The organism is Streptomyces sp. NPDC046931 (genome assembly GCF_040644655.1).
In the GTDB taxonomy this organism is placed as follows: domain Bacteria; phylum Actinomycetota; class Actinomycetes; order Streptomycetales; family Streptomycetaceae; genus Streptomyces.
In genome coordinates, this window is the sequence record NZ_JBEYWX010000003.1 from 275,082 (window position 1) to 295,469 (window position 20,388).

Consider the following 20,388-nt stretch of genomic DNA (forward strand, 5'->3'; position numbering starts at 1 on the left):
GTGTCACGCCCTGTCCGCGACGCGCTCGCCGAGCAGGCCCTGGGGCCTGAACAGCAGCACAAGGATGAGGAGTACGAACGCCCAGACGTCTGCCCAGGACTGGCTGCCGAACTTGTCCATGCCGGGGATGTCCGAGATGTAGGCGGTGGACAGGGCTTCGGCGACGCCGAGGACGATGCCGCCGAGCATGGCGCCGTAGATGTTGCCGATGCCGCCGAGGACGGCCGCGGTGAACGCCTTGAGGCCGAGGATGAAGCCCATGCGGAAGTCGATCTGGCCGTACTTGAGGCCGTAGGCGACGGATCCGACGGCGGCGAAGGTGGCGCCGAGGGCGAACGCGATCACGATGATGCGGTCGGTGTTGACGCCCATCAGCTTCGCGGTGTCCGGGTCCTGGGCGGTGGCCTGCATGCCGCGTCCGGTGCGGGTCTTCATCACGAAGTAGGCGAGGACGGCCATGCTGATGGGGGCGGCGACGAAGAGGAAGATGTCACCGGTCTGGAGGGTGACACTGCCGAGGTGGAAGGGGCCGCCGTCGATCTGCGGGAAGATACGGGGTGACTTGGCGTCGGGGTACCAGGCCCAGACCGCCTGCTGGAGGGCGAGGGAGAGGCCGATGGCCGTGATGAGCGGGGCCAGGCGGGGTGCGTTGCGCAGGGGCCGGTAGGCCAGCCGCTCAGCTCCCACGGCCACCATGACGGCGACCAGGATGGCGCCGATGAGCATCAGTGGCAGGGCGACCCACATGGAGGTGCCGTCGGGCAGGATGTATGCGTAGACCGTGAGGGCGCCGAACGCCCCGGTCATGAAGATCTCGCCGTGGGCGAAGTTGATGAGCTGGACAATGCCATAGACCATTGTGTAGCCGATGGCGACCAGCCCGTACATGGATCCTAGTAGCAGGCCGTTGACCAGCTGCTGCGGCAGTTCGTTCACCGCATGTCCTCCGAGACTTTCGGACGTTCGACGGATGTGGCCGGATGCGAGTCCGCGCGGGGCGCCAGTGGAACAGCGCCCCGCGCGGCTCGTGGATGGTGCGGGTGGGAGGGATCAGCCGGTGTAGGTGCCGGACTTGACCGTTGCCCAGGCACCGTCCTTCACGGCGTACACGGTGAGCTGCTTGTTCGTCGTGTCACCGAACTCGTCGAAGGAGACCTTGCCGGTCACGCCGTCGAAGGAGACGTTCTGCATGGCGGCGGTGACCTTCGCGCGGGCGTCGGAGGGAAGCTTTCCGCCGTTGTCCTCGACGACCTTCTTCACGGCCTCGATGACGGCCCACGCGGAGTCGTAGGAGTAGCCGCCGTACGCCGCGTACCCCTCCTTGTAGCCCCCGGCCTTGTAGTTGGCCACGAACTCCTTGGCGGAGGGGAGCTGCTCGACGGGGGCACCGACGGAGGTGGCGAGGTCGCCGGTGCTGTTGCCGCCGGCCAGCTTGATGAACGTCGGGTCGTAGATGCCGTCGCCACCGACCAGCGGGACCTTGGCGCCGGCGGCCTTGATCTGCTTGCTGAGCGGGCCCGCCTGCGGGTACTCGCCGCCGTAGTAGACGACGTCCGCTCCGGAGTTCTTCACCTTGGTGGCGACCGCGGAGAAGTCCTTGGTGTCCGGGTTGATGTGCTCGCTGCCCACGACCTTGCCGCCGAGCTTCTTGAACTCGTCGGTGAAGGTGGCGGCCAGGCCGGCGCCGTAGGTCTTCTTGTCGTCGATGACGAAGACCTTCTTCTTCTTGGCGTCGTTGTAGACGTACTGGGCGGCGAACGGGCCCTGGATGGCGTCCGTGGTCGCGGTGCGGAAGTACGACTTGTACTGGCGGACCTTCTTGGTCTGCCAGTCCGCGCCCTGGGTGAGGCCGGGGCCGGTGTTGGCCGGGGAGACCTGCACCAGCTTGGCGTCGTCGAAGACCTTCTGCATGGACTCGGCCACGGAGGAGTTGAGCGGGCCCACGGCGCCGAGGACGCTCGAGTCGGCGACGAGCTTGGTGGCGTTCTGCTGGCCCGAGGAGGGCTGCGCCTGGTCGTCCAGCGCCTGGATCTTGAAGGTGACGCCCTTGACGTAGTTCTGCTTGTTGGCGGTATTGACAGCGAGGTCCACGGAGTTCTTGATGCCCAGGCCCAGCGCGGACAGGTCGCCGGTCAGGGGGGCGTCCACTCCGATGGTGACGGTGGTGCCGCCACCCTTGCCGGAATCCGAGCTCTTGCCGTTGTCACGCGAGCCGCAGGCGGTGAGGGTGAGCGCTCCCGCCGCCAGCGCGGCGGTGATGGCGATGAGCGAACGTTGACGCACGATCAGTCCTTTCCCTGGCACGGCCCTCCACCCTGGAAGTGGCCGAGTCGAGCGCTGGGCCGAAGTGAACATTCAGACCGCGCGGTGACTGGCCGTGACTCTAAGCGTGGGTGGGGAACGTGGAGGAGGGTCTGACCCAGGCTGTGACGCTCTTGTTATGACACGAGGTAATGCAGAGCGGTACTGGACGGGTGATACAGCGGAATTCCGGCCGATTCGCCCGGTCCGCATAGTGAGAACCCGCAGGACGCGCGCCGCTGTGTTCAGGTGTGTCAGGTGTTTTGGTGATTACCGGGAATGGTTGCCGCAGGCGACGTGCAGGGCCTCGGAGAGGTCGTGGGCGTAGCGCGAGCCGAGGATGTAACTGTGGTCCTCCATTGCGCGCTTATTACGCAGAGTTACGTCGAGGAAAGGGAGTCCGGCGTTCTCGGACACCTTTCCGCATTCGGTCACGCGCATGGTGATGGCGATCTTGCGGGTGGAACCTGCGTTTGTACGGAAAGGGAGACGCGGTGCCGAGGCCACGGAAAGACCCGCATAGGGCTGGGCTATCCGGGTCACCGTGACCGGCGGGCCCGACTCCACGCTCAGCAGTACCGAGAGGGTGAAACTCCGGGGAGGAGCGCCGCGGGGCGCGGGCCGCGCGTCCAGGTAGGCGACGCTGACCACTTGGGAGGGGTACGGCGGTGGCGGTGCCGGCGGTCTCTGAGGCCGGGTCGCGTAGAGGTAGCCGCCGCCCGCGAGGAGGGTGGCGACCGCCGTCGCCGTGAGGAGGGCGGGGCGGTGCCGGTCGTACAGATGGGCGAGGCGTCCGTGTGGAGGACCGGACGGGGGCGAGGCGTCCGGGTCGTCCCATGCGTGCGTGCCCTCGCCGGGCTCGACGGGGCCGACGCCGCTCACTGCCACGGGCCCTTGCTCGGGCCGCCGGTGCGGTACCAGCCGGCGCATCCCTCGTGCGCCTGACGGTCTATCAACCGGTCGGCGGCAAGGGCGCCTTCTCGCCTCTTCTCGGCCCGGGCGGCGTCCACGACCGTCCGCAGGATCTCGTACTGCCCGTTGGACAGCCCCATCGACTGGTAGTCGCCGTAGGTGTCGCTGTCCAGCACCCTGCGGGACCAGTAGGCGACGACCCGCGCGCACAACTCGTCGGGAGGCGTGGCCCTGAGTGGTGCCGAGGCGGTGACGGCCGCCTCGGTGCTCCTCGCGCCGGCGGAGCCGGAGCCGGCGGTGCAGGCGGCCGTCGTCACACTCGTCAGGAGGGTCAGCCCGAGCCGGAGTCCGAGCAGTGTCAGCCCCGGCCTGGGGGCTCCTCCCGTTGCCATGGCATGACGCTAAGGCGCCGGTGGTCCCGGGGGCAACGGCGCTGCGGACGCCGGCTCGCCGACTCAGCCCGCGCTGGGGATGTGGTCCCCGTCGCCGGGCCGCACATCGCGCAGCAGACAGGTCAGGCGGGCCGTGCACACCCGCTTGCCGTCCTCGTCGCTGATCACGATCTCGTACGTCGCCGTCGACCGCCCGCGGTGGACGGGGGTGGCGACGCCGGTGACCAGTCCGGAGCGCACCCCGCGATGGTGGGTGCAGTTCAGGTCGACACCCACGGCGATCTTGGAGGCGCCGCCGTGGAGCATGGAACCGACCGAGCCGAGGGTCTCGGCGAGGACCGCGGAGGCACCCCCGTGGAGCAGTCCATAGGGCTGGGTGTTGCCCTCCACGGGCATCGTGCCGACGACCCGCTCCGCTGAGGCCTCGACGATCTCGACGCCCATGCGGGTGCCGAGGTGTCCGGCCGAGAAGAGGGCGGGCAGGTCGACGCCGAGCGCGGCGTACTCGTCGACGACGTCTTGCGGGAACTTCACGGTGTGCTGCTCGCCCATGGGGCCTGGCTCCGTTCGTGGGGTGGTCGGTCACTCGCCTGTCGCTGAGCAAACGCTCAGTCGGTCGCCGATTGTTCCAGGCGCACCACGACGGACTTGCTCGCGGGGGTATTGCTGGTGTCGGCCGTGGCGTCCAGCGGGACCAGCACATTCGTCTCCGGGAAGTAGGCGGCCGCGCAGCCACGGGCCGTGGGATAGTGCACCACCCGGAAGCCGGGGGCGCGCCGCTCGACGCCGTCCTTCCACTCGCTCACCAGGTCGACGTACGACCCGTCCGCCGCGCCCAGCGCCCGCGCGTCCTCCATGTTCACCAGCACCACCCGGCGGCCGTTCGTGATGCCCCGGTAGCGGTCGTCGAGTCCGTAGATCGTGGTGTTGTACTGGTCGTGCGAGCGCAGGGTCTGCAGCAGCAGCCGGCCCTCGGGCAGGCTCGGGTACTCCACGGGCGCCGCGGTGAAGTTGGCCTTGCCGGTGGCGGTGGGGAAGCGGCGCTCGTCGCGGGGCGCATGGGGCAGCGCGAAGCCGCCGGGGCGGGCCACGCGCGCGTTGAAGTCCTCGAAACCGGGGATCACTCGGGCGATACGGTCGCGGATGGAGGCGTAGTCCATCTCGAACTCCTCCCACGGCACCTTGCTGCCGTCGCCGAGCACGCGGCGGGCGAGGCGGCACACGATCGCCGGTTCGGACAGCAGGCGCGGGCTCGCGGGCTCCAGTCGGCCTCGGGAGGCGTGCACCATGCCCATGGAGTCCTCCACGGTCACGAACTGCTCGCCGCCGGCCTGCACATCGCGCTCGGTGCGGCCCAGAGTGGGCAGGATCAGGGCACGCGCGCCGGTGACGGTGTGCGAGCGATTCAGCTTGGTCGACACATGCACGGTGAGGCGGGCCCGGCGCATGGCCGCCTCGGTCACCTCGGTGTCGGGTGACGCGGAAACGAAGTTGCCGCCCATCGCGAAGAAGACCTTCGCCTCGCCGTCCCGCAGCGCGCGGATGGCCCGTACGACGTCATAGCCGTGCTCGCGCGGCGGCGCGAACCCGAACTCCTTCTCCAAGGCGGCCAGGAAGGCGGGCGCGGGCCGCTCGAGGATGCCCATGGTGCGGTCGCCCTGCACGTTCGAATGGCCGCGCACCGGGCACACACCCGCGCCGGGGCGGCCGATGTTGCCGCGCAGCAGCAGGAAGTTGACGACCTCGCGGATGGTGGCCACGGCGTGCTTGTGCTGGGTGAGGCCCATGGCCCAGCAGACGATGGTGCGCTTGGAGGCGAGGACCATCCGCAGGGCCTGCTCGATCTCGGCGCGGGTGAGACCGGTCGCGGTCAGCGTCTCGTCCCAGTCGGCGGCCCGCGCGGCCTCGGCGAACTCCTCGAAGCCGTGGGTGTGTGCGCGGACGAACTCCTCGTCGACCGCGCCCTCGGTCTCCAGGACCAGCTTGTTGAGGAGACGGAACAGGGCTTGGTCGCCGCCGATGCGGATCTGCAGGAACAGGTCGGTCAGCGCGGCACCCTTGAGCATGCCCTGGGGGGTCTGCGGATTCTTGAAGCGCTCCAGGCCCGCCTCGGGCAGCGGGTTGACGCTGACGATCCTCGCCCCGTTCGCCTTGGCCTTCTCCAGGGCGGAGAGCATGCGCGGGTGGTTGGTGCCGGGGTTCTGCCCGGCGACGATGATCAGGTCCGCCTTGTGGAGGTCCTCGAGCAGCACGCTGCCCTTGCCGATGCCGATCGTCTCCGAGAGTGCGGAACCGGACGACTCATGGCACATGTTGGAGCAGTCGGGCAGGTTGTTGGTCCCCAGTTCGCGGGCGAAGAGCTGGTAGAGGAACGCGGCCTCGTTGCTGGTGCGGCCCGAGGTGTAGAAGACGGCCTCGTCGGGGGAGCCCAGCGCGGCGATCTCCTCGGCGATGATGTCGAAGGCGCGCTCCCAGCCGACCGGCTCGTAACGGTCGCCCCCTTCGGGGAGGTACATGGGGTGCGTCAGCCGCCCCTGCTGGCCCAGCCAGTAGCCGCTGCGGGTCGCGAGGTCGGCCACGGGGTGCGCGGCGAAGAACTCCGGGGTGACCCTGCGCAGGGTGGCCTCCTCCGCGACCGCCTTCGCGCCGTTCTCACAGAACTCGGCCGTGTGCCGGTGCTCGGGCTCGGGCCAGGCGCAGCCCGGGCAGTCGAAGCCGTCCTTCTGGTTGACGCGGAGGAGGGTGAGGGCGGTGCGGCGCACACCCATCTGCTGCTGGGCGATGCGCAGGGTATGTCCGATGGCGGGCAGGCCCGCCGCCGCATGCTTCGGCGCGGTGACCTGCGGCGCGTCCTGAACCGGGTCCTCCGTGGGCGGCTTGCTGGCCATCTCGGCCCTCCCCTTCACCTGCACCTGTGAACTAGGTATCCGATCCTCGCACGCGCCGCCGGCAACGAGACCCGTGCGGTCATGGGGAGCGCGGCGGGCGCGCTCGGGGCGGCTGTGTGCGGTGACGCGGCTGTGTGCGGTGACGCGGCTGTGCGCGGTGATGCGGCTGTGCGTGGTTATAAGCAGTGGCGGCTCCGGCGGCACAGCGCCGGACGGGGCACTTGGCGCCGCGCGTGCGACGCTTCGCCGCCGGAAGCGCACGGTCCGTGACGCCGCGCCCTTACGAGGGCCACCGGCCGTCTCTTCCTGCGCCGCCGAGCCGCCAGGACCCGGGCGGGCCCGAGTGTCAGTGGAGCGTGGCAGGATCGGGGGCGTGGCAGAAACAGCATCGAAGAAGACCGAGAAGACCTCCGGCGGCGGCCGTCCCCGGCTGATGCTCATGGACGGGCACTCGCTGGCCTACCGCGCGTTCTTCGCGCTGCCCGCGGAGAACTTCACGACCGCGACGGGCCAGCCGACGAACGCGATCTACGGCTTCGCGTCGATGCTGGCGAACACGCTGCGCGACGAGGCGCCCACGCACTTCGCGGTGGCGTTCGACGTCTCCCGCAAGACCTGGCGCTCCGAGGAGTTCACGGAGTACAAGGCAAACCGATCGAAGACCCCGGACGAGTTCAAGGGCCAGGTCGAGCTGATCGGCGAGCTGCTGGACGCGATGGGCGCCCAGCGCTTCGCCGTCGAGGGGTACGAGGCGGACGACGTCATCGCCACGCTCGCCACCCAGGCTGAGGCCGAGGGCTTCGAGGTGCTGATCGTCACGGGCGACCGGGACTCCTTCCAGCTGGTCTCCGAGCACACCACGGTTCTGTACCCGACGAAGGGCGTCTCGGAGCTGACCCGGTTCACTCCGGAGAAGGTTTTCGAGAAGTACGGGCTGACGCCGGCGCAGTATCCGGACTTCGCGGCGCTGCGCGGCGACCCGTCGGACAACCTGCCGGGCATCCCGGGCGTCGGCGAGAAGACGGCCGCGAAGTGGATCAACCAGTTCGGCTCGTTCGCGCAGCTGGTGGAGCGCGTCGACGAGGTCAAGGGCAAGGCCGGGCAGAATCTGCGCGACCATCTGGAGTCGGTGAAGCTGAACCGCCGGCTCACGGAGCTGGAGCGGCAGGTGGAGCTGTCGAAGACGGTCGCCGACCTGGGGCGGGCCCCCTACGACCGCAAGGCCGTCGCGATGGTCCTGGACACCCTGGAGATCAGGAACCCCTCGCTGCGCGAGCGGCTCTTCGCCGTCGACCCCGGGGCCGAGGAGGCGGAGACGACGCCCGTCCCGGCGGACGGCGTCGAACTGGCGGGAGCGGTGCTGGGCGCGGGCGAGCTGAAGCCGTGGCTCGCCGAGCACGGCGGCCGGCTCCTCGGCCTGGCCACGGTCGACTCGTGGGGGCTGGGCGTGGGCGCGGTCGCGGAGATCGCGCTCGCCGCGGCCGACGGGGCGGCGGCGTGGTTCGACCCGACCCAGATGGACGAGGCGGACGAGAAGGCGTTCGCGCAGTGGCTCGCCGACCCGGCCAGGCCCAAGGTGCTGCACAACGCCAAGGGCGCGATGAGAGTCTTCCCCGAGCACGGCTGGTCCCTCGACGGCGTGACCATGGACACGGCGCTCGCCGCGTACCTGGTCAAGCCGGGCCGCCGCTCCTTCGCACTGGACGCGCTGTCGCTGGAGTACCTCGGCCGGGAGCTGGCCCCCGCGGCCACGGCCGACGGTCAGCTCGCCTTCGGCGCCGACGAGGGTGCCGAGGCCGAGGCGCTGATGATCCAGGCCCGCGCGATCCTCGACCTCGGCAAGGCCTTCGAGGAGAAGCTGCGAGAGGTCGGTGCGGCGGATCTGCTGCGCGACATGGAACTGCCCGTCTCCGCGCTGCTCGCCCGCATGGAGCGGTACGGCATCGCGGCGGACCGCACGCATCTGGAGGCCATGGAGCAGCTGTTCGCCGGCGCCACCCAGCAGGCGGTGAAGGAAGCGCACGCGGCGGCGGGACACGAGTTCAACCTGGGCTCGCCCAAGCAGCTCCAGGAAGTCCTCTTCGGAGAGCTCGGCCTGCCCAGGACCAAGAAGACCAAGACGGGCTACACGACGGATGCGGACGCGCTGGCGTGGCTCGCCACCCAGACCGACAACGAGCTGCCGGTGATCATGCTGCGCCACCGCGAGCAGGCGAAGCTGCGCGTGACGGTCGAGGGCCTGATCAAGACGGTCGCGGCGGACGGCCGGATCCACACCACGTTCAACCAGACGGTCGCGGCGACCGGCCGGCTCTCGTCCACCGACCCGAACCTGCAGAACATCCCGGTACGCACGGACGAGGGCAGGGCCATCCGCCGCGGCTTCGTGGTCGGCGAGGGCTTCGAGTCCCTGATGACGGCGGACTACAGCCAGATCGAGCTGCGCGTGATGGCGCATCTGTCGGAGGACGAGGGCCTGATCCAGGCGTTCACGTCCGGCGAGGACCTGCACACCACGGTGGCCTCCCAGGTGTTCGGGGTGGCCCGCGACGCCGTGGACGCGGAGATGCGGCGCAAGATCAAGGCCATGTCGTACGGCCTGGCGTACGGTCTGTCGGCCTTCGGCCTGTCCCAGCAGCTGAACATCGAGGCGGCGGAGGCCCGGGCCCTGATGGACACGTACTTCGAGCGTTTCGGCGGAGTACGGGACTATCTGCGCCGGGTGGTGGACGAGGCGCGGGCGACCGGCTACACCGAGACGCTCTTCGGCCGCCGCCGCTACCTCCCGGACCTGAACAGCGACAACCGTCAGCGCCGGGAAATGGCGGAACGCATGGCGCTGAACGCCCCGATCCAGGGCACGGCGGCGGACATCGTCAAGATCGCGATGCTGAACGTGGACCGCGCCCTGCGCGAGGCCGGCCTCGACTCCCGCATGCTCCTCCAGGTACACGACGAAATCGTCCTGGAGATCGCTCCCGGCGAGCGCCGGAAGGCCGAGGAGCTGGTCCGACGCGAGATGGCGGATGCGGTGCGGCTGAGGGCACCGCTGGATGTGTCGGTGGGAGAGGGAGCGGACTGGGAGTCGGCGGCGCACTGACCTTTAGGCGAACCGCCCCGAGGCATCTAGGTCCTGTGGCTGTGGCCCCGTCCCGTGCACGCGGACGGGGTCAGCGGCGCGTCGGCCGGGCCGGTTCCGGCCGCGGGGCCGAGGGGCCGGGGGCGGCCGGACGCAGCGCCCGGACCCCTGCCACGTAGAGTGCCAGCCCGACGGCGAGCCCGGCACCCGCCCCGAAGCACACCGGTGGGATCACCTCCCACGGCTTCGCGGTCGGCCCCCAGTACGCCCACCACCGGGACGCCCGCTGCACCGCGCCCACCGCCGCGCATCCACCGATCACCGCACCGGCCAGCCACCGGTCGGCCCAGGACAGCAGCGGCACACCCGACCCCGTGGCCGGGCCGGGGGGCGTCCGCCGGAGCACGACCGTCATGAACACCGCGATCACCACCGCCGCCACCGCTGAACTCCCGTACTGGAGGTACGTGTACAGCGGCGTTCCCTCGAACGGCGTCCTCAACACCGGAAACAGCCGCATCCCCCACCGGTCGAGATGCGTGAACGCATCCCACACCACATGGGTCAGCGCACCCAGTGCCGCCGAGACATACCAGCGGAGAACCAGAGGAAACGACACTTTGCGGCGCGGTGTACCGCAGCGCACCAGCGCCGCCACCCGCCCCTGTGCCGCGCGCGGCAGGAGTGCCACCACCGGCTCCCGCAGCAACAGCCACGTCCCCACCAGCGCCCACGCGATGAGCACGTCCACCGTGAACACCCCGGCGAAGGAGTGGGTGACGGCACCGAAGTCCATCGCCCCGGACACCGCGCTCGCCGCGAAATAGGTGATGTCGGGCGCGAACGAACCCGCGACGAGGACCGAGGGCACCAGTCGTCCGCGCCCGGACCCGTCCCCGCGCACGGCGGGAAGCACGGCCGCGGCATGGCTGAGGGTGAACGGCAATTCGGCTCCCTCGGCAGACGTTGACCGGGCACAACCGCCCGGCGATCACAGACGTCCAGTATGAAGGACACATGAAACGGGTGGGGTGATCCGCCCCGCTCCTGTGTCCCGGCCAAGCACGCATGACCAACCGGTGAAAACCGGGCACCAACCGGTGCCGACGCGAAGGAAGTTGTCGTAGGGTCACTTGGTCGCCGTGCCGGGGAGCGCGGTCGCACACACAAAGGCGCACCACTACACGGGGTCGTCGACGGAAGGGTTCACTCAATGGCGGCGCATATCGGCAGGAGGCTGCGCAAGGGGGCGGCAACCACGGCTCTGGCCGCGGCCACGGTCGCGGCTCTGGCGGCGTCCCAGGCTCCGGGAGTGACCACCGACGACCAGGGCAGACAGACCACCGGTGCGCAGACCACGCCCGAGACCGACGTCACCACCGCCCAAGGCGGTGACGGCACCGCCACCGGCAACGGCGGTTACTACACGGACCTCCCGCCGCTCCACAGCCCCACCGAGTCTCCCGCCCCGACCGCCGGCCCCACCCCCGCCGGCGCCGCGGGTACTGCGGAGTCCGGAATTCCGGCCACGGTCCTGGACGCCTACAAGAAGGCGGCGGCGGAACTTCAGCAGTCCAAGCCGGGCTGCAACCTGCCCTGGCAACTGCTCGCCGCCATCGGCAAGGTCGAGTCCGGCCAGGCCCGCGGCGGCCAGGTCGACGCGGACGGCACGACGTACTCGAAGATCCTCGGTCCCCTCCTGGACGGCAACGGCTTCGCGAACATCAGGGACACCGACCACGGTGCCTACGACGGCGACACCACCTACGACCGCGCCGTCGGCCCGATGCAGTTCATTCCGTCCACCTGGGCATGGGCGGGCCGCGACGGCAACCACGACGGGGTCAAGGACCCCAACAACGTCTACGACGCCGCCCTCGCCGCCGGCCACTACCTGTGCCGCTCGGGCCGTGACCTGTCCGTCCAGTCCGACATGAACGCGGCGATCCTCGGCTACAACGCATCGCAGGACTATCTGAACACCGTTCTGTCCTGGTACGAGTACTACCGCAAGGGCACCCACGAGATCCCGGACGGCACGGGTACGGTGCCCCGGCACCGCAGCGACACCGACTCCGGTGCGCACCCTGGCCCGAAGCGGGCGGGGACCAAGAAGCCCGGCACTCACAAGCCCGGCACTCACAAGCCCGGCAGCCACAAGCCCGGCAGCCACAAGCCCGGCGGCACCACCACCCCGTCTCCGGACCCGTCGACGCCGGGCGCGCCCAAGCCCAAGCCGCCGACCGCGAGCGACACGGTGGCCCGTCTGGCGGACGCCGGAACCGGAAAGCTCTCGGCCAGAACGGGCGACACGTTCGACCGGAAGATCGCGGTGACGGCCCTGACCAGGGCCGGCAAGGCGGTGCCGAAGGTGCGCGTGCGGTTCACGATCTCGGGAGAGACGGACGCCACCTTCACGAGCGGCGAGACCGTGGCGACCGTCGTCACCGACGCCTCGGGCCAGGCCACCGCGCCGGCGCTCGTCGCAGGCCGGAAGACCGGCGGGTTCACGGTCCGCGCCCTCCTCGTGGGCCGTAAGGTCACCGCCGAGTACAAGGCCACCGTCGTCGAACGCCAGGCCGACACCCTCGCCCGTACCAGCGACACCGCGCTGACGTGCACTCCGGGCGGCGAGTTCGCGGACCAGGTCGAGGTGAAGGCCACCTACAAGGGTGCCGTCGCGGACGGTGTCGCGGCCACCGCGACCCTCGCCAAGTCGGCCGACGACCCGACCGAGAACGACAAGGGCCCCTACTTCAAGGACGGGGAGGGCCACACCGTACGCACCCTCACGGGCCTTCAGACCGACGCCCACGGTCTGCTCGAGCTCCCGAAGCTGTACGCCGACGACACGACCGGCACCTTCCTGCTCCGCATCACCACTGCGGGCGGCGCGACCCTCACCGTCCGGCTGGACGTCGCTGCGGCCACCTCGTCTCCCAGCCCGACCCCGTCGGGCAGTACCTCTCCGAGCCCCACCGCGTAAGGACGCACCGGCCCGCGTGCGACGGCGGCGCCCCTCCCTCGGGGAGGGGCGCCGCCGCCTTGCGTGCGACGTGTTCTCATCTCGCGCGCCCGTTGCTACGGTGCGGGGACCTGACGGTATATCAGCTACGGGAGGCCCGTATGCGCGCCCTCGTCGCCGCCGCGATCGGTCTCGCCGCAGCGCTCGCCCTGGTCTTCGCCCTGTCGGCCATGGGCCCGCCGTCCGGCAGTACGTCACCGAAGCCGCTGCTGACGACGGTTCCCAGCCATCCGTGACACATGGTCCCCAGCCATCCGTGACGCATGGGCCCGAACGCCGTGACACGCGGACGCGGACCCGCACCGCACGCAGAGGGAGGACGCCGCGATGCGACGCAAGGCCGGCCTGATCCTGCTCGCCTTCGCCGTGTTCCTCACGGCGCTGTCCCCGCTGCTGCGCTGGTATGTCTTCCCGCGCGTGGCCAAGGTCCCCGCCAACCAGTACCAGACGATGGTCCTTCAGGCGAAGAACGCCACCCTCCTCGACTACAGCACCATGACCTCCCACACGGTTCCCGAGGTCACCGTCGTGCAGACCCTCAAGGGCAACGTGGAGGCCGCGAGGGAGGCCGGGAAGACGGCCGGCCGGGACGTGGTGGTCTGGGACGGCCTCTCCTACGTCCGGGGCCCCGGCGGGGAGATGGTCGCCCGCGTCCCCGAGCGCTACGTCTTCGACGCGCACAGCCAGGAACCCGTCCATGTCGCCGGCGAGTCGGTCGACGGCGACCCCGTCCGGCGCGACGGCATCGAGTTCAAGTGGCCGTTCCTGACCCAGAAGAGGGACTACCGGTACTTCGACGCCCAAGCGCGCGTCACCGCGCCCATCCATTACAAGGGCGCCCGGAACTTCCGCGGACTGACGGTCTACTACTTCGAACAGACCATCCCCTGGACCAAGGTCCCCTATCCCAGGGTGCTGCCTGTCAAGGGCCTCACCCGCGAGTGGGTGGCGAAGACCGGCACGACCCGCTGGTACACCACGGTCCGCAGGTTCTGGGTCGAGCCCGTGACCGGGGCGCCCGTCTACGGGGAGGAGATCCACCGGGAGGAACTGCGCGGCGGCGCACTCCTCGGGGGCCGCGCCAAGGTCACGGCGTTCGCGGGCCATGTGAAGATGCGCGAGGACTACATCAGGTCGACGGTCGCGCTCGTCAAGCACAACCGCCTGCCGATCCTGCTGCTGACGTCCTATCTGCCCTGGGGCTTCCTCGTCCTGGGGGTCTGTCTGCTGGCGCTGTCCCTCTGCCTGGAGGCGCGCGGCCGCCGCCCGGACGGCCCGGCGCCCGCCGAGCCGGCCGAGCCCGAGCCGGTCACCGCCTGAGCCGGGCGTTGGTGTGCCGGGTCGGCTCCGCGGAGGCGGGATCCTCGGGCCAGGGGTGCTTGGGGTACCGGCCCCGCAGCTCCGCCCGTACGGCCCGGTACCCGTCCCGCCAGAACGAGGCGAGATCCGCGGTGACGGCGACGGGCCGCCCGGCCGGGGACAGCAGATGCACCAGCACCGGCACACCGGCGATCCTTGGCGACTCCTGGAGCCCGAACATCTCCTGGAGCTTGACGGCGAGGACGGGCCGCTCGGGGTCGCCGTAGTCGACCCGGACGGCAGACCCGCTCGGGACGGTGATCCGCTCGGGCGCCAGCTCCCCGAGCCGGGCGGCATCCCCTGTGGCCCAGGGCAGCAGCCGGGCGAGGGCCTCTCCCGCGTCGACCCGCGCGAGGTCGGCGCGTCGCCGGGCACGGCTCAGCTCGGGCTCCAGCCACTCCTCCACGCGCGCGTGGAGCGCCTCGTCGCAGACGTCCGGCCAGGGCTCACCCAGGTGCCGGCGCAGGAAGGCGAGCCGCTGCCGCAGGACGAGGGCCCCAGGCGGCCATCGCAGCAGACCGAAACCCTCCTCGCGCAGTCCCGTCAGAAGGGCCTCCCGGACGAGGCCGGGGGCCGGGTCCCGCAGGGGCCGCACCGTCAGCTCCACCGCGCCGAGCCGTTCGGCGCTTCGCGCCACGACGTCCCCATCGGCCCAGCGGACCTCCTCGTCCTCGGTGTGCAGGGTGGCGGCGGCCCGCCGGGCCACGTCCTCGTCCACCGCCGCGGCGAGCCCCACGCGCGCGTGGACGTGGCCGACCGGCCGGTCGGCCACGGCGACCGCGAGCCACGGGGCGCCGCGCAGCCCGGATCCGTTCCCCAGCTCGGCACGGGTGCCGTTGACCATGAGGTACGAACCGCCGTCCGCGCGCGCGAGCCGCTCGGGGAAGGCGAGGGCCGCGACTAGACCGGCCACCTGATCGTCCGGCGCACTCGCCGGCCGCTCCGCGTCCTGAGGCAGGGTCCCGCCCGTGTCGGCGGGGAGGCCGTCCGCCGCGGCCCGCAGCCGGCGCACCTCCTCCCGCCAGCGCGCCGCGTACGCGTCGCTCCCGCGACGGGCCGCCCGCCAGGCCGCCGCCAGATCGTCCCCGTACTCCCGCGGCGGCTCCTCGCTCAGCAAGGCGACCACTTCGGCGGCCCGGTCCGCGCCCACCTGCGGCGCCGCGTCCAGCAGCGCCCGAGCCAGCCGTGGGTGCAGACCGAGGCGGGACATCCGCACACCGCGTTCCGTGGCCCGTCCCGTTCCGTCCACGGCCCCGACCGCCGTCAGCACCGAGCGCGCGGCCGTCATCGCCCCGCCCGGCGGGGCGTCCAGGAGCGCCAGCCCGGACGCGTCCGGGTCACCCCAGCACGCCGCCTGCAACGCGAACCCGGTCAGATCGGCGAGCCGGATCTCCGGCGCCGGGAACCGGGGCAGCCGCGCGTCCTCCGCCTCGGACCAGCAGCGGTAGACCCGGCCCTGCGCCTCACGCCCCGCCCGGCCCGCCCGCTGCCGTCCCGCCGCCTGCGAGGCCCGCACCGTCGCCAGTGCGCTCAGCCCGCGCGCGTGGTCCACCCGCGGCTCGCGAGCGAGTCCGCAGTCCACGACCACCCGCACCCCGGGCACCGTCAGCGACGACTCCGCCACGGACGTCGCCAGCACCACCCGCCTCCCGTCGCCGGGCGACAACACCGCGTCCTGCACGGCCGCCGGAGCCCGCCCGTGGACCTGAAGCACCTCGACGCCCGCCAGGTCCGCCAGCTGCCCCGCCACGCGCGCGATCTCCCCGACGCCCGGCAGGAAGCAGAGAACGTCGCCCTCGCATTCGGCCAGCGCCCGCCGCACCACCGACGCCACATGCGTCAGCAGCGCCGGGTCCACGCGCAATCCGTGCGGCGGCCGTACCGGGCGCCCGGGTGGCGCCCACACCACCTCGACCGGGTACGACACGCCCTCCGCCGCGACGACCGGGGCCCCGCCCAGCAGCCGGGCCCAGCCCTCCGCGTCCGTCGTCGCGGAGGCCGCCACCAGCCGCAGCCCGGGCCGCAGAGTCTGGCGTACGTCGAGCAGGAAGGCGGCGGCCGTGTCGGCGTCCAGGTGCCGCTCGTGGCACTCGTCGAGCACGACCACATCGACGCCCGCCAGCTCCTGGTCCCGCTGCAACCGCTGGAGCAGCACACCGGTCGTGACGACCTCTACGCGCGCGTGCCGTCCGGTCACCCGCTCCCCGCGCACGGTGTACCCGACGCTGTGGCCGGGCTTCTCGCCGAGCAGCCAGGCCATCCGCCGGGCCGCGGCCCGCGCTGCGATCCGGCGCGGCTCTGCGACGACCACGCGGCGTGCCGGGCCGCCGCCGACGAGCCCGGCGAGGACCAGCGGTACGAGGGTCGTCTTACCGGTGCCGGGCGGCGCGCACAGCACCGCGACACCATGCTCCTCGAGCGCGCCGCGAAGGGCGGGGACGGCGGAGCGGACGGGAAGGCGGTCGAGGGCGTCGTGGCGGATCACCGCACCAGTGTTCCAGGCGGCTCCGGCCCGGTGTCGCGGGAGAAAGGCTCGTTGTCAAGGGGGAAAGGCTCGTTGCCACTGGGGAAAGGCCCGCCGTCAGAGGCGAAACGTCAGAGGCGAAACGTCAGAGGCGAAACGTCAGAGGAGAAAGGCCCGTTGTCCGTCGCGGTGGAGAGGCCCGTTGTCACGGGAGAAAGTCGTGGTGGCACCGCCGGCAGAACTGCTTCCGGTGCCAGTCCGCCCGTCGCTTCGCCGTCTGGGCCACCTTGTCGCGCAGCGACACCAGCCAGAAGCCCCCGCCGGCCACTCCGACGAATCCCAGCCACGCTTCGGAGAGGAGGAGGGCGCAGCCCAGGGTGAGCAGTCCGAGCGGAGCCGTCCAGCGCTCGTCGTGCAGAGCGGGACGCGCGAGGTGGGGCGCCCCCGCCCGCCGTTCGGCCGGGAGCGTCCTCCAGTACACGCTGAGCTTGGTGGTCCTGTCGCTCCGCTTGCAGACGGGACAGACATGCATGCGCGTACCCCCACCGCCGGTACCGGTGACCGCAGCCCTGAGGGCGACTTGTCGACTCATCGGTTCTGCCCGGCCTGCACCATGTGCACACGCGTGCGGACGCCGTCACCGCCGATCGGCCGGAAACGCCCCGGCTCGGCTCCGCCTCCCGGCGCCGTACCGTCCCTCAGTCCCGCTCGCAGACGAAGATCGCCGTACCCGGGATCAGGCCGCCGCGCAACGGCGACCAGCCGCCCCACTCCGCCGTGTTCCAGACGGGCCACTCCGGCTCGACCAGATCGACGAGCCGGAAGCCGGAGGCCGCGATGTCCCGCACCCGGTCACCGAGCGTGCGGTGGTGCTCCACATAGACCGCCCGGCCCTCGTCGTCCTGCTCGACGTACGGCGTGCGGTCGAAGTACGAGGCGGACACCGACAGACCCTCGGGACCCGGCTCGTCCGGGAACGCCCAGCGGATCGGGTGCGTCACGGAGAAGACGAAGCGGCCGCCGGGGCGCAGTACCCGGCGCACCTCGCGCAACACCAGGACCGGGTCCGCGACGAACGGCAGCGCGCCGTACGCGGAGCACGCCAGGTCGAAGGAGCCGTCCCGGAAGGGCAGTGCGGCCGCGTCCGCCTGGACCAGGGGGAAGGCTCCGCCGATGCGCAGGGCGTGCTGGAGCTGGCGGTGGGAGAGATCCAGGGCCACCGGGCGCGCGCCCTGCGAGGCCAGCCAACGCGAGCACTGCGCCGCGCCGGCGCCTATCTCCAGGACGTCCCTGCCCTTGAGGTCCTCCGGCGCGCCGAGCAACTCGGCCTCGACCTCGTCGAGGCCCTCGGGTCCCCAGACGAAGCGATCGTCGCCGAGGAAGGTGCCGTGCTCGTTCTGGTACTCGTCCGCGTTCCGGTCCCACCAGCCCCGGTTCGCCCGGGAACTCTCCGTGACACCCGCGGCGCGTCGGGTGGCTTCCGGCTCGAACTGCTCGGGCTCTTGGATGATCGGCTCCCTCGTCGTACTCTTCCGTCCAACCCGCCTCGGCGGTGTCAGAGTGTGGTCTTGCGGGCCTGCGCGGAGGCGCGGCGTGTCCGGTATATGGGTGGTGCCGCGGCGGGTTTTGTGCCGGGAATGCGGCGATCCGCCCCGGGTGCGCCCCTTCGCGCATTGACCCTGTCCGGCTGCCCCCGTATGCTACAAGTTGCGCTGCGGGCCTGCGCACCTCAGACGTAGCAGGCTGCGCTCGCATCTGTTGTATGTCCCCTCGGTTGTCGAGGCGCCACAGGCTGTACCCGGTGTGGCGCTTCCTTGGCTGTCCGGCTTCTGCAGAGCGAAACGGGCTCCCGGCGTAAGCAGTGCCTACGACTTCAATGTCCGTACCGGAGCCCTTTCCCACATGACGAGCAGCACCGAGACCACCGCCACCACCCCGCAGGTAGCGGTCAACGACATCGGTAACGAGGAAGCCTTCCTCGCAGCGATCGACGAGACGATCAAGTACTTCAACGACGGCGACATCGTCGACGGCGTCATCGTGAAGGTCGACCGGGACGAGGTCCTGCTCGACATCGGTTACAAGACCGAAGGTGTCATCCCGAGCCGCGAGCTTTCGATCAAGCACGACGTCGACCCGAACGAGGTCGTTGCCGTCGGCGACGAGATCGAGGCCCTCGTCCTCCAGAAGGAGGACAAGGAAGGCCGCCTGATCCTCTCGAAGAAGCGCGCCCAGTACGAGCGTGCCTGGGGCACCATCGAGAAGATCAAGGAAGAGGACGGCATCGTCACCGGTACCGTCATCGAGGTCGTCAAGGGTGGTCTCATCCTCGACATCGGCCTCCGTGGCTTCCTCCCGGCTTCCCTGGTCGAGATGCGCCGCGTCCGTGACCTCCAGCCGTACGTCGGCAAGGAGCTCGAGGCGAAGATCATCGAGCTGGACAAGAACCGCAACAACGTGGTCCTGTCCCGCCGCGCCTGGCTCGAGCAGACCCAGTCCGAGGTCCGCCAGACGTTCCTCACGACCCTCCAGAAGGGGCAGGTCCGCTCCGGCGTGGTCTCCTCGATCGTCAACTTCGGTGCCTTCGTGGACCTGGGTGGCGTCGACGGTCTGGTCCACGTCTCCGAGCTGTCCTGGAAGCACATCGACCACCCGTCCGAGGTCGTCGAAGTGGGCCAGGAGGTCACCGTCGAGGTCCTCGACGTCGACATGGACCGCGAGCGCGTCTCCCTGTCGCTGAAGGCGACCCAGGAAGACCCGTGGCAGCAGTTCGCCCGCACCCACCAGATCGGCCAGGTCGTGCCCGGTAAGGTCACGAAGCTGGTTCCGTTCGGTGCGTTCGTCCGCGTGGACGAGGGCATCGAGGGTCTGGTCCACATCTCCGAGCTGGCCGAGCGCCACGTGGAGATCCCGGAGCAGGTCGTCCAGGTCAACGACGAGATCTTCGTCAAGGTCATCGACATCGACCTCGAGCGTCGTCGCATCAGCCTCTCGCTGAAGCAGGCCAACGAGTCCTTCGGTGCCGACCCGGCCTCGGTCGAGTTCGACCCGACCCTGTACGGCATGGCCGCGTCCTACGACGACCAGGGCAACTACATCTACCCCGAGGGCTTCGACCCCGAGACCAACGACTGGCTCGAGGGCTACGAGAAGCAGCGCGAGGAGTGGGAGCGCCAGTACGCCGAGGCGCAGCAGCGCTTCGAGCAGCACCAGCAGCAGGTCATCAAGTCCCGCGAGGCCGACGCCGTTGCTGCGGCCGAGGGTGGCGAGGCTGCGGCTCCGGCCGCGACCGGCGGTTCGTACTCCTCCGAGGGTGGCGACAACTCCGGCGCTCTGGCGTCGGACGAGGCGCTGGCCGCCCTGCGCGAGAAGCTGGCCGGCGGCCAGAGCTGAACGCTCGCCGCTAGGCGTTAGCCGATGAACTGAGGGCCCGCCCCACATGGGGGCGGGCCCTCAGTGCGTCAGGCCCCTCCATGACCGGGGCAGCCCTGAGGCGCCGTACGGGCCGCCGGCGGTCCTCGGCGCGTCGGCGCCCCGCGCAGCGCAGGGGCGCGGGCGTGTGTCGGCGCGCCGGCCCACTCCGGGCGCCTTCGTGGTGCCCCCCGGCTCCGTCCGGCGCCGTACCGCGTCTCCGTTCGTCGTCGTGCCGCCCTCCTGTCCGGTGCGGTCTCCGGCCGCCGTTCGTCGTCGTGCCGCCCTCCTGTCCGGTGCGGTCTCCGGCCGCCGTTCGGCGTCGTGCCGCCCTCCTGTCCGGTGCGGTCTCCGGCCGCCGTTCGGCGCCACCTCCCGTCTTCCGGAGTCCGTCTCCCCTCTGCCGAAGTCCGTTGCCGCGCCCCTCGGTTGCCCGACAAGGCCGCCGACGAGGGGTTGGTCGTGGGGGAGTTGACCGCCGTCGGCCACCGCGTCGCGACCCTTTCGCCCCGCATCCTCGGCTGCATCCCCAGCGGCCACCGCCTGAACCGGCAGAG

Annotated in this window: 14 protein-coding genes and 1 pseudogene; 5 read left to right on the forward strand and 10 right to left on the reverse strand. The window is 71.0% G+C overall.

The window, feature by feature from the left end; genetic code table 11:
* Nucleotides 1–3: 3 nt before the first annotated feature.
* The 6 genes from ABZ876_RS08660 to ABZ876_RS08685 form a co-directional block, all read right to left on the reverse strand.
* A complete protein-coding gene (locus ABZ876_RS08660) occupies nt 4–936 on the reverse strand; it encodes a branched-chain amino acid ABC transporter permease (protein ID WP_361776428.1) in 933 nt (310 codons plus the stop codon).
* Between the two features lie 114 nt (nt 937–1,050).
* A complete protein-coding gene (locus ABZ876_RS08665) occupies nt 1,051–2,283 on the reverse strand; it encodes a branched-chain amino acid ABC transporter substrate-binding protein (RefSeq protein ID WP_361776431.1) in 1,233 nt (410 codons plus the stop codon).
* Between the two features lie 288 nt (nt 2,284–2,571).
* Complete coding sequence (locus tag ABZ876_RS08670; RefSeq protein ID WP_361777001.1) at nt 2,572–3,183, reverse strand: Tat pathway signal sequence domain protein; 612 nt, start codon at nt 3,181–3,183, stop codon at nt 2,572–2,574.
* Nucleotides 3,180–3,605, reverse strand: coding sequence for a hypothetical protein (locus tag ABZ876_RS08675; RefSeq protein WP_361776434.1), 426 nt, complete (start codon nt 3,603–3,605; stop codon nt 3,180–3,182). Before ABZ876_RS08675 ends, ABZ876_RS08670 begins: the two co-directional genes overlap by 4 nt.
* 63 nt (nt 3,606–3,668) lie before the next feature.
* Nucleotides 3,669–4,157 carry a hotdog fold thioesterase gene (locus ABZ876_RS08680; RefSeq protein ID WP_361776437.1) on the reverse strand — a complete coding sequence of 163 codons (489 nt, stop codon included), beginning with the start codon at nt 4,155–4,157 and terminating at the stop codon, nt 3,669–3,671.
* A gap of 56 nt (nt 4,158–4,213) precedes the next feature.
* A complete protein-coding gene (locus ABZ876_RS08685; RefSeq protein ID WP_361776440.1) occupies nt 4,214–6,493 on the reverse strand; it encodes an FdhF/YdeP family oxidoreductase in 2,280 nt (759 codons plus the stop codon).
* A gap of 373 nt (nt 6,494–6,866) precedes the next feature.
* Here ABZ876_RS08685 and polA point away from each other — a divergent pair, with 373 nt between their 5' ends.
* Nucleotides 6,867–9,593: a DNA polymerase I gene (gene polA / locus ABZ876_RS08690; protein WP_361776443.1), complete on the forward strand. Its 2,727-nt coding sequence runs from the start codon at nt 6,867–6,869 to the stop codon at nt 9,591–9,593.
* A gap of 70 nt (nt 9,594–9,663) precedes the next feature.
* Here the strand turns inward: polA and ABZ876_RS08695 are convergent, their stop codons facing one another.
* Complete coding sequence (locus ABZ876_RS08695; RefSeq protein ID WP_361776446.1) at nt 9,664–10,518, reverse strand: DUF4184 family protein; 855 nt, start codon at nt 10,516–10,518, stop codon at nt 9,664–9,666.
* Between the two features lie 267 nt (nt 10,519–10,785).
* Between ABZ876_RS08695 and ABZ876_RS08700 the strand changes: the two genes are divergently transcribed.
* The 3 genes from ABZ876_RS08700 (at nt 10,786) to ABZ876_RS08710 (ending at nt 13,917) form a co-directional block, all read left to right on the forward strand.
* Nucleotides 10,786–12,558 (forward strand): lytic transglycosylase domain-containing protein, encoded by a 1,773-nt coding sequence (locus tag ABZ876_RS08700; protein ID WP_361776449.1) that lies wholly within the window; start codon nt 10,786–10,788, stop codon nt 12,556–12,558.
* A 140-nt stretch (nt 12,559–12,698) separates the two neighbouring features.
* Nucleotides 12,699–12,833 carry an SPW_0924 family protein gene (locus ABZ876_RS08705; protein ID WP_361776452.1) on the forward strand — a complete coding sequence of 45 codons (135 nt, stop codon included), beginning with the start codon at nt 12,699–12,701 and terminating at the stop codon, nt 12,831–12,833.
* A 91-nt stretch (nt 12,834–12,924) separates the two neighbouring features.
* Entirely contained in the window at nt 12,925–13,917 is a 993-nt protein-coding gene (locus ABZ876_RS08710) for a DUF3068 domain-containing protein (protein WP_361776455.1), read from the forward strand.
* Here the strand turns inward: ABZ876_RS08710 and hrpB are convergent.
* The 3 genes and pseudogenes from hrpB to ABZ876_RS08725 form a co-directional block, all read right to left on the reverse strand.
* The gene (gene hrpB / locus ABZ876_RS08715; RefSeq protein ID WP_361776457.1) at nt 13,907–16,441 is read right to left on the reverse strand and encodes an ATP-dependent helicase HrpB; all 2,535 of its coding nucleotides are present in this window, start codon (nt 16,439–16,441) and stop codon (nt 13,907–13,909) included. The two genes, ABZ876_RS08710 and hrpB, sit on opposite strands and share 11 nt — an antisense overlap.
* Nucleotides 16,442–16,625: 184 nt before the next feature.
* On the reverse strand, nt 16,626–16,952 hold the full coding sequence (locus tag ABZ876_RS08720; RefSeq protein ID WP_361776460.1) for a hypothetical protein: 327 nt from the start codon (nt 16,950–16,952) through the stop codon (nt 16,626–16,628).
* 166 nt (nt 16,953–17,118) lie between these two features.
* A pseudogene (locus tag ABZ876_RS08725) lies at nt 17,119–18,175 on the reverse strand (class I SAM-dependent methyltransferase).
* Between the two features lie 147 nt (nt 18,176–18,322).
* On the opposite strand from ABZ876_RS08725, the gene rpsA reads away from it, so the two are divergent.
* The gene (rpsA, locus tag ABZ876_RS08730; RefSeq protein ID WP_361776463.1) at nt 18,323–19,813 is read left to right on the forward strand and encodes a 30S ribosomal protein S1; all 1,491 of its coding nucleotides are present in this window, start codon (nt 18,323–18,325) and stop codon (nt 19,811–19,813) included.
* Nucleotides 19,814–20,388: the final 575 nt, after the last annotated feature.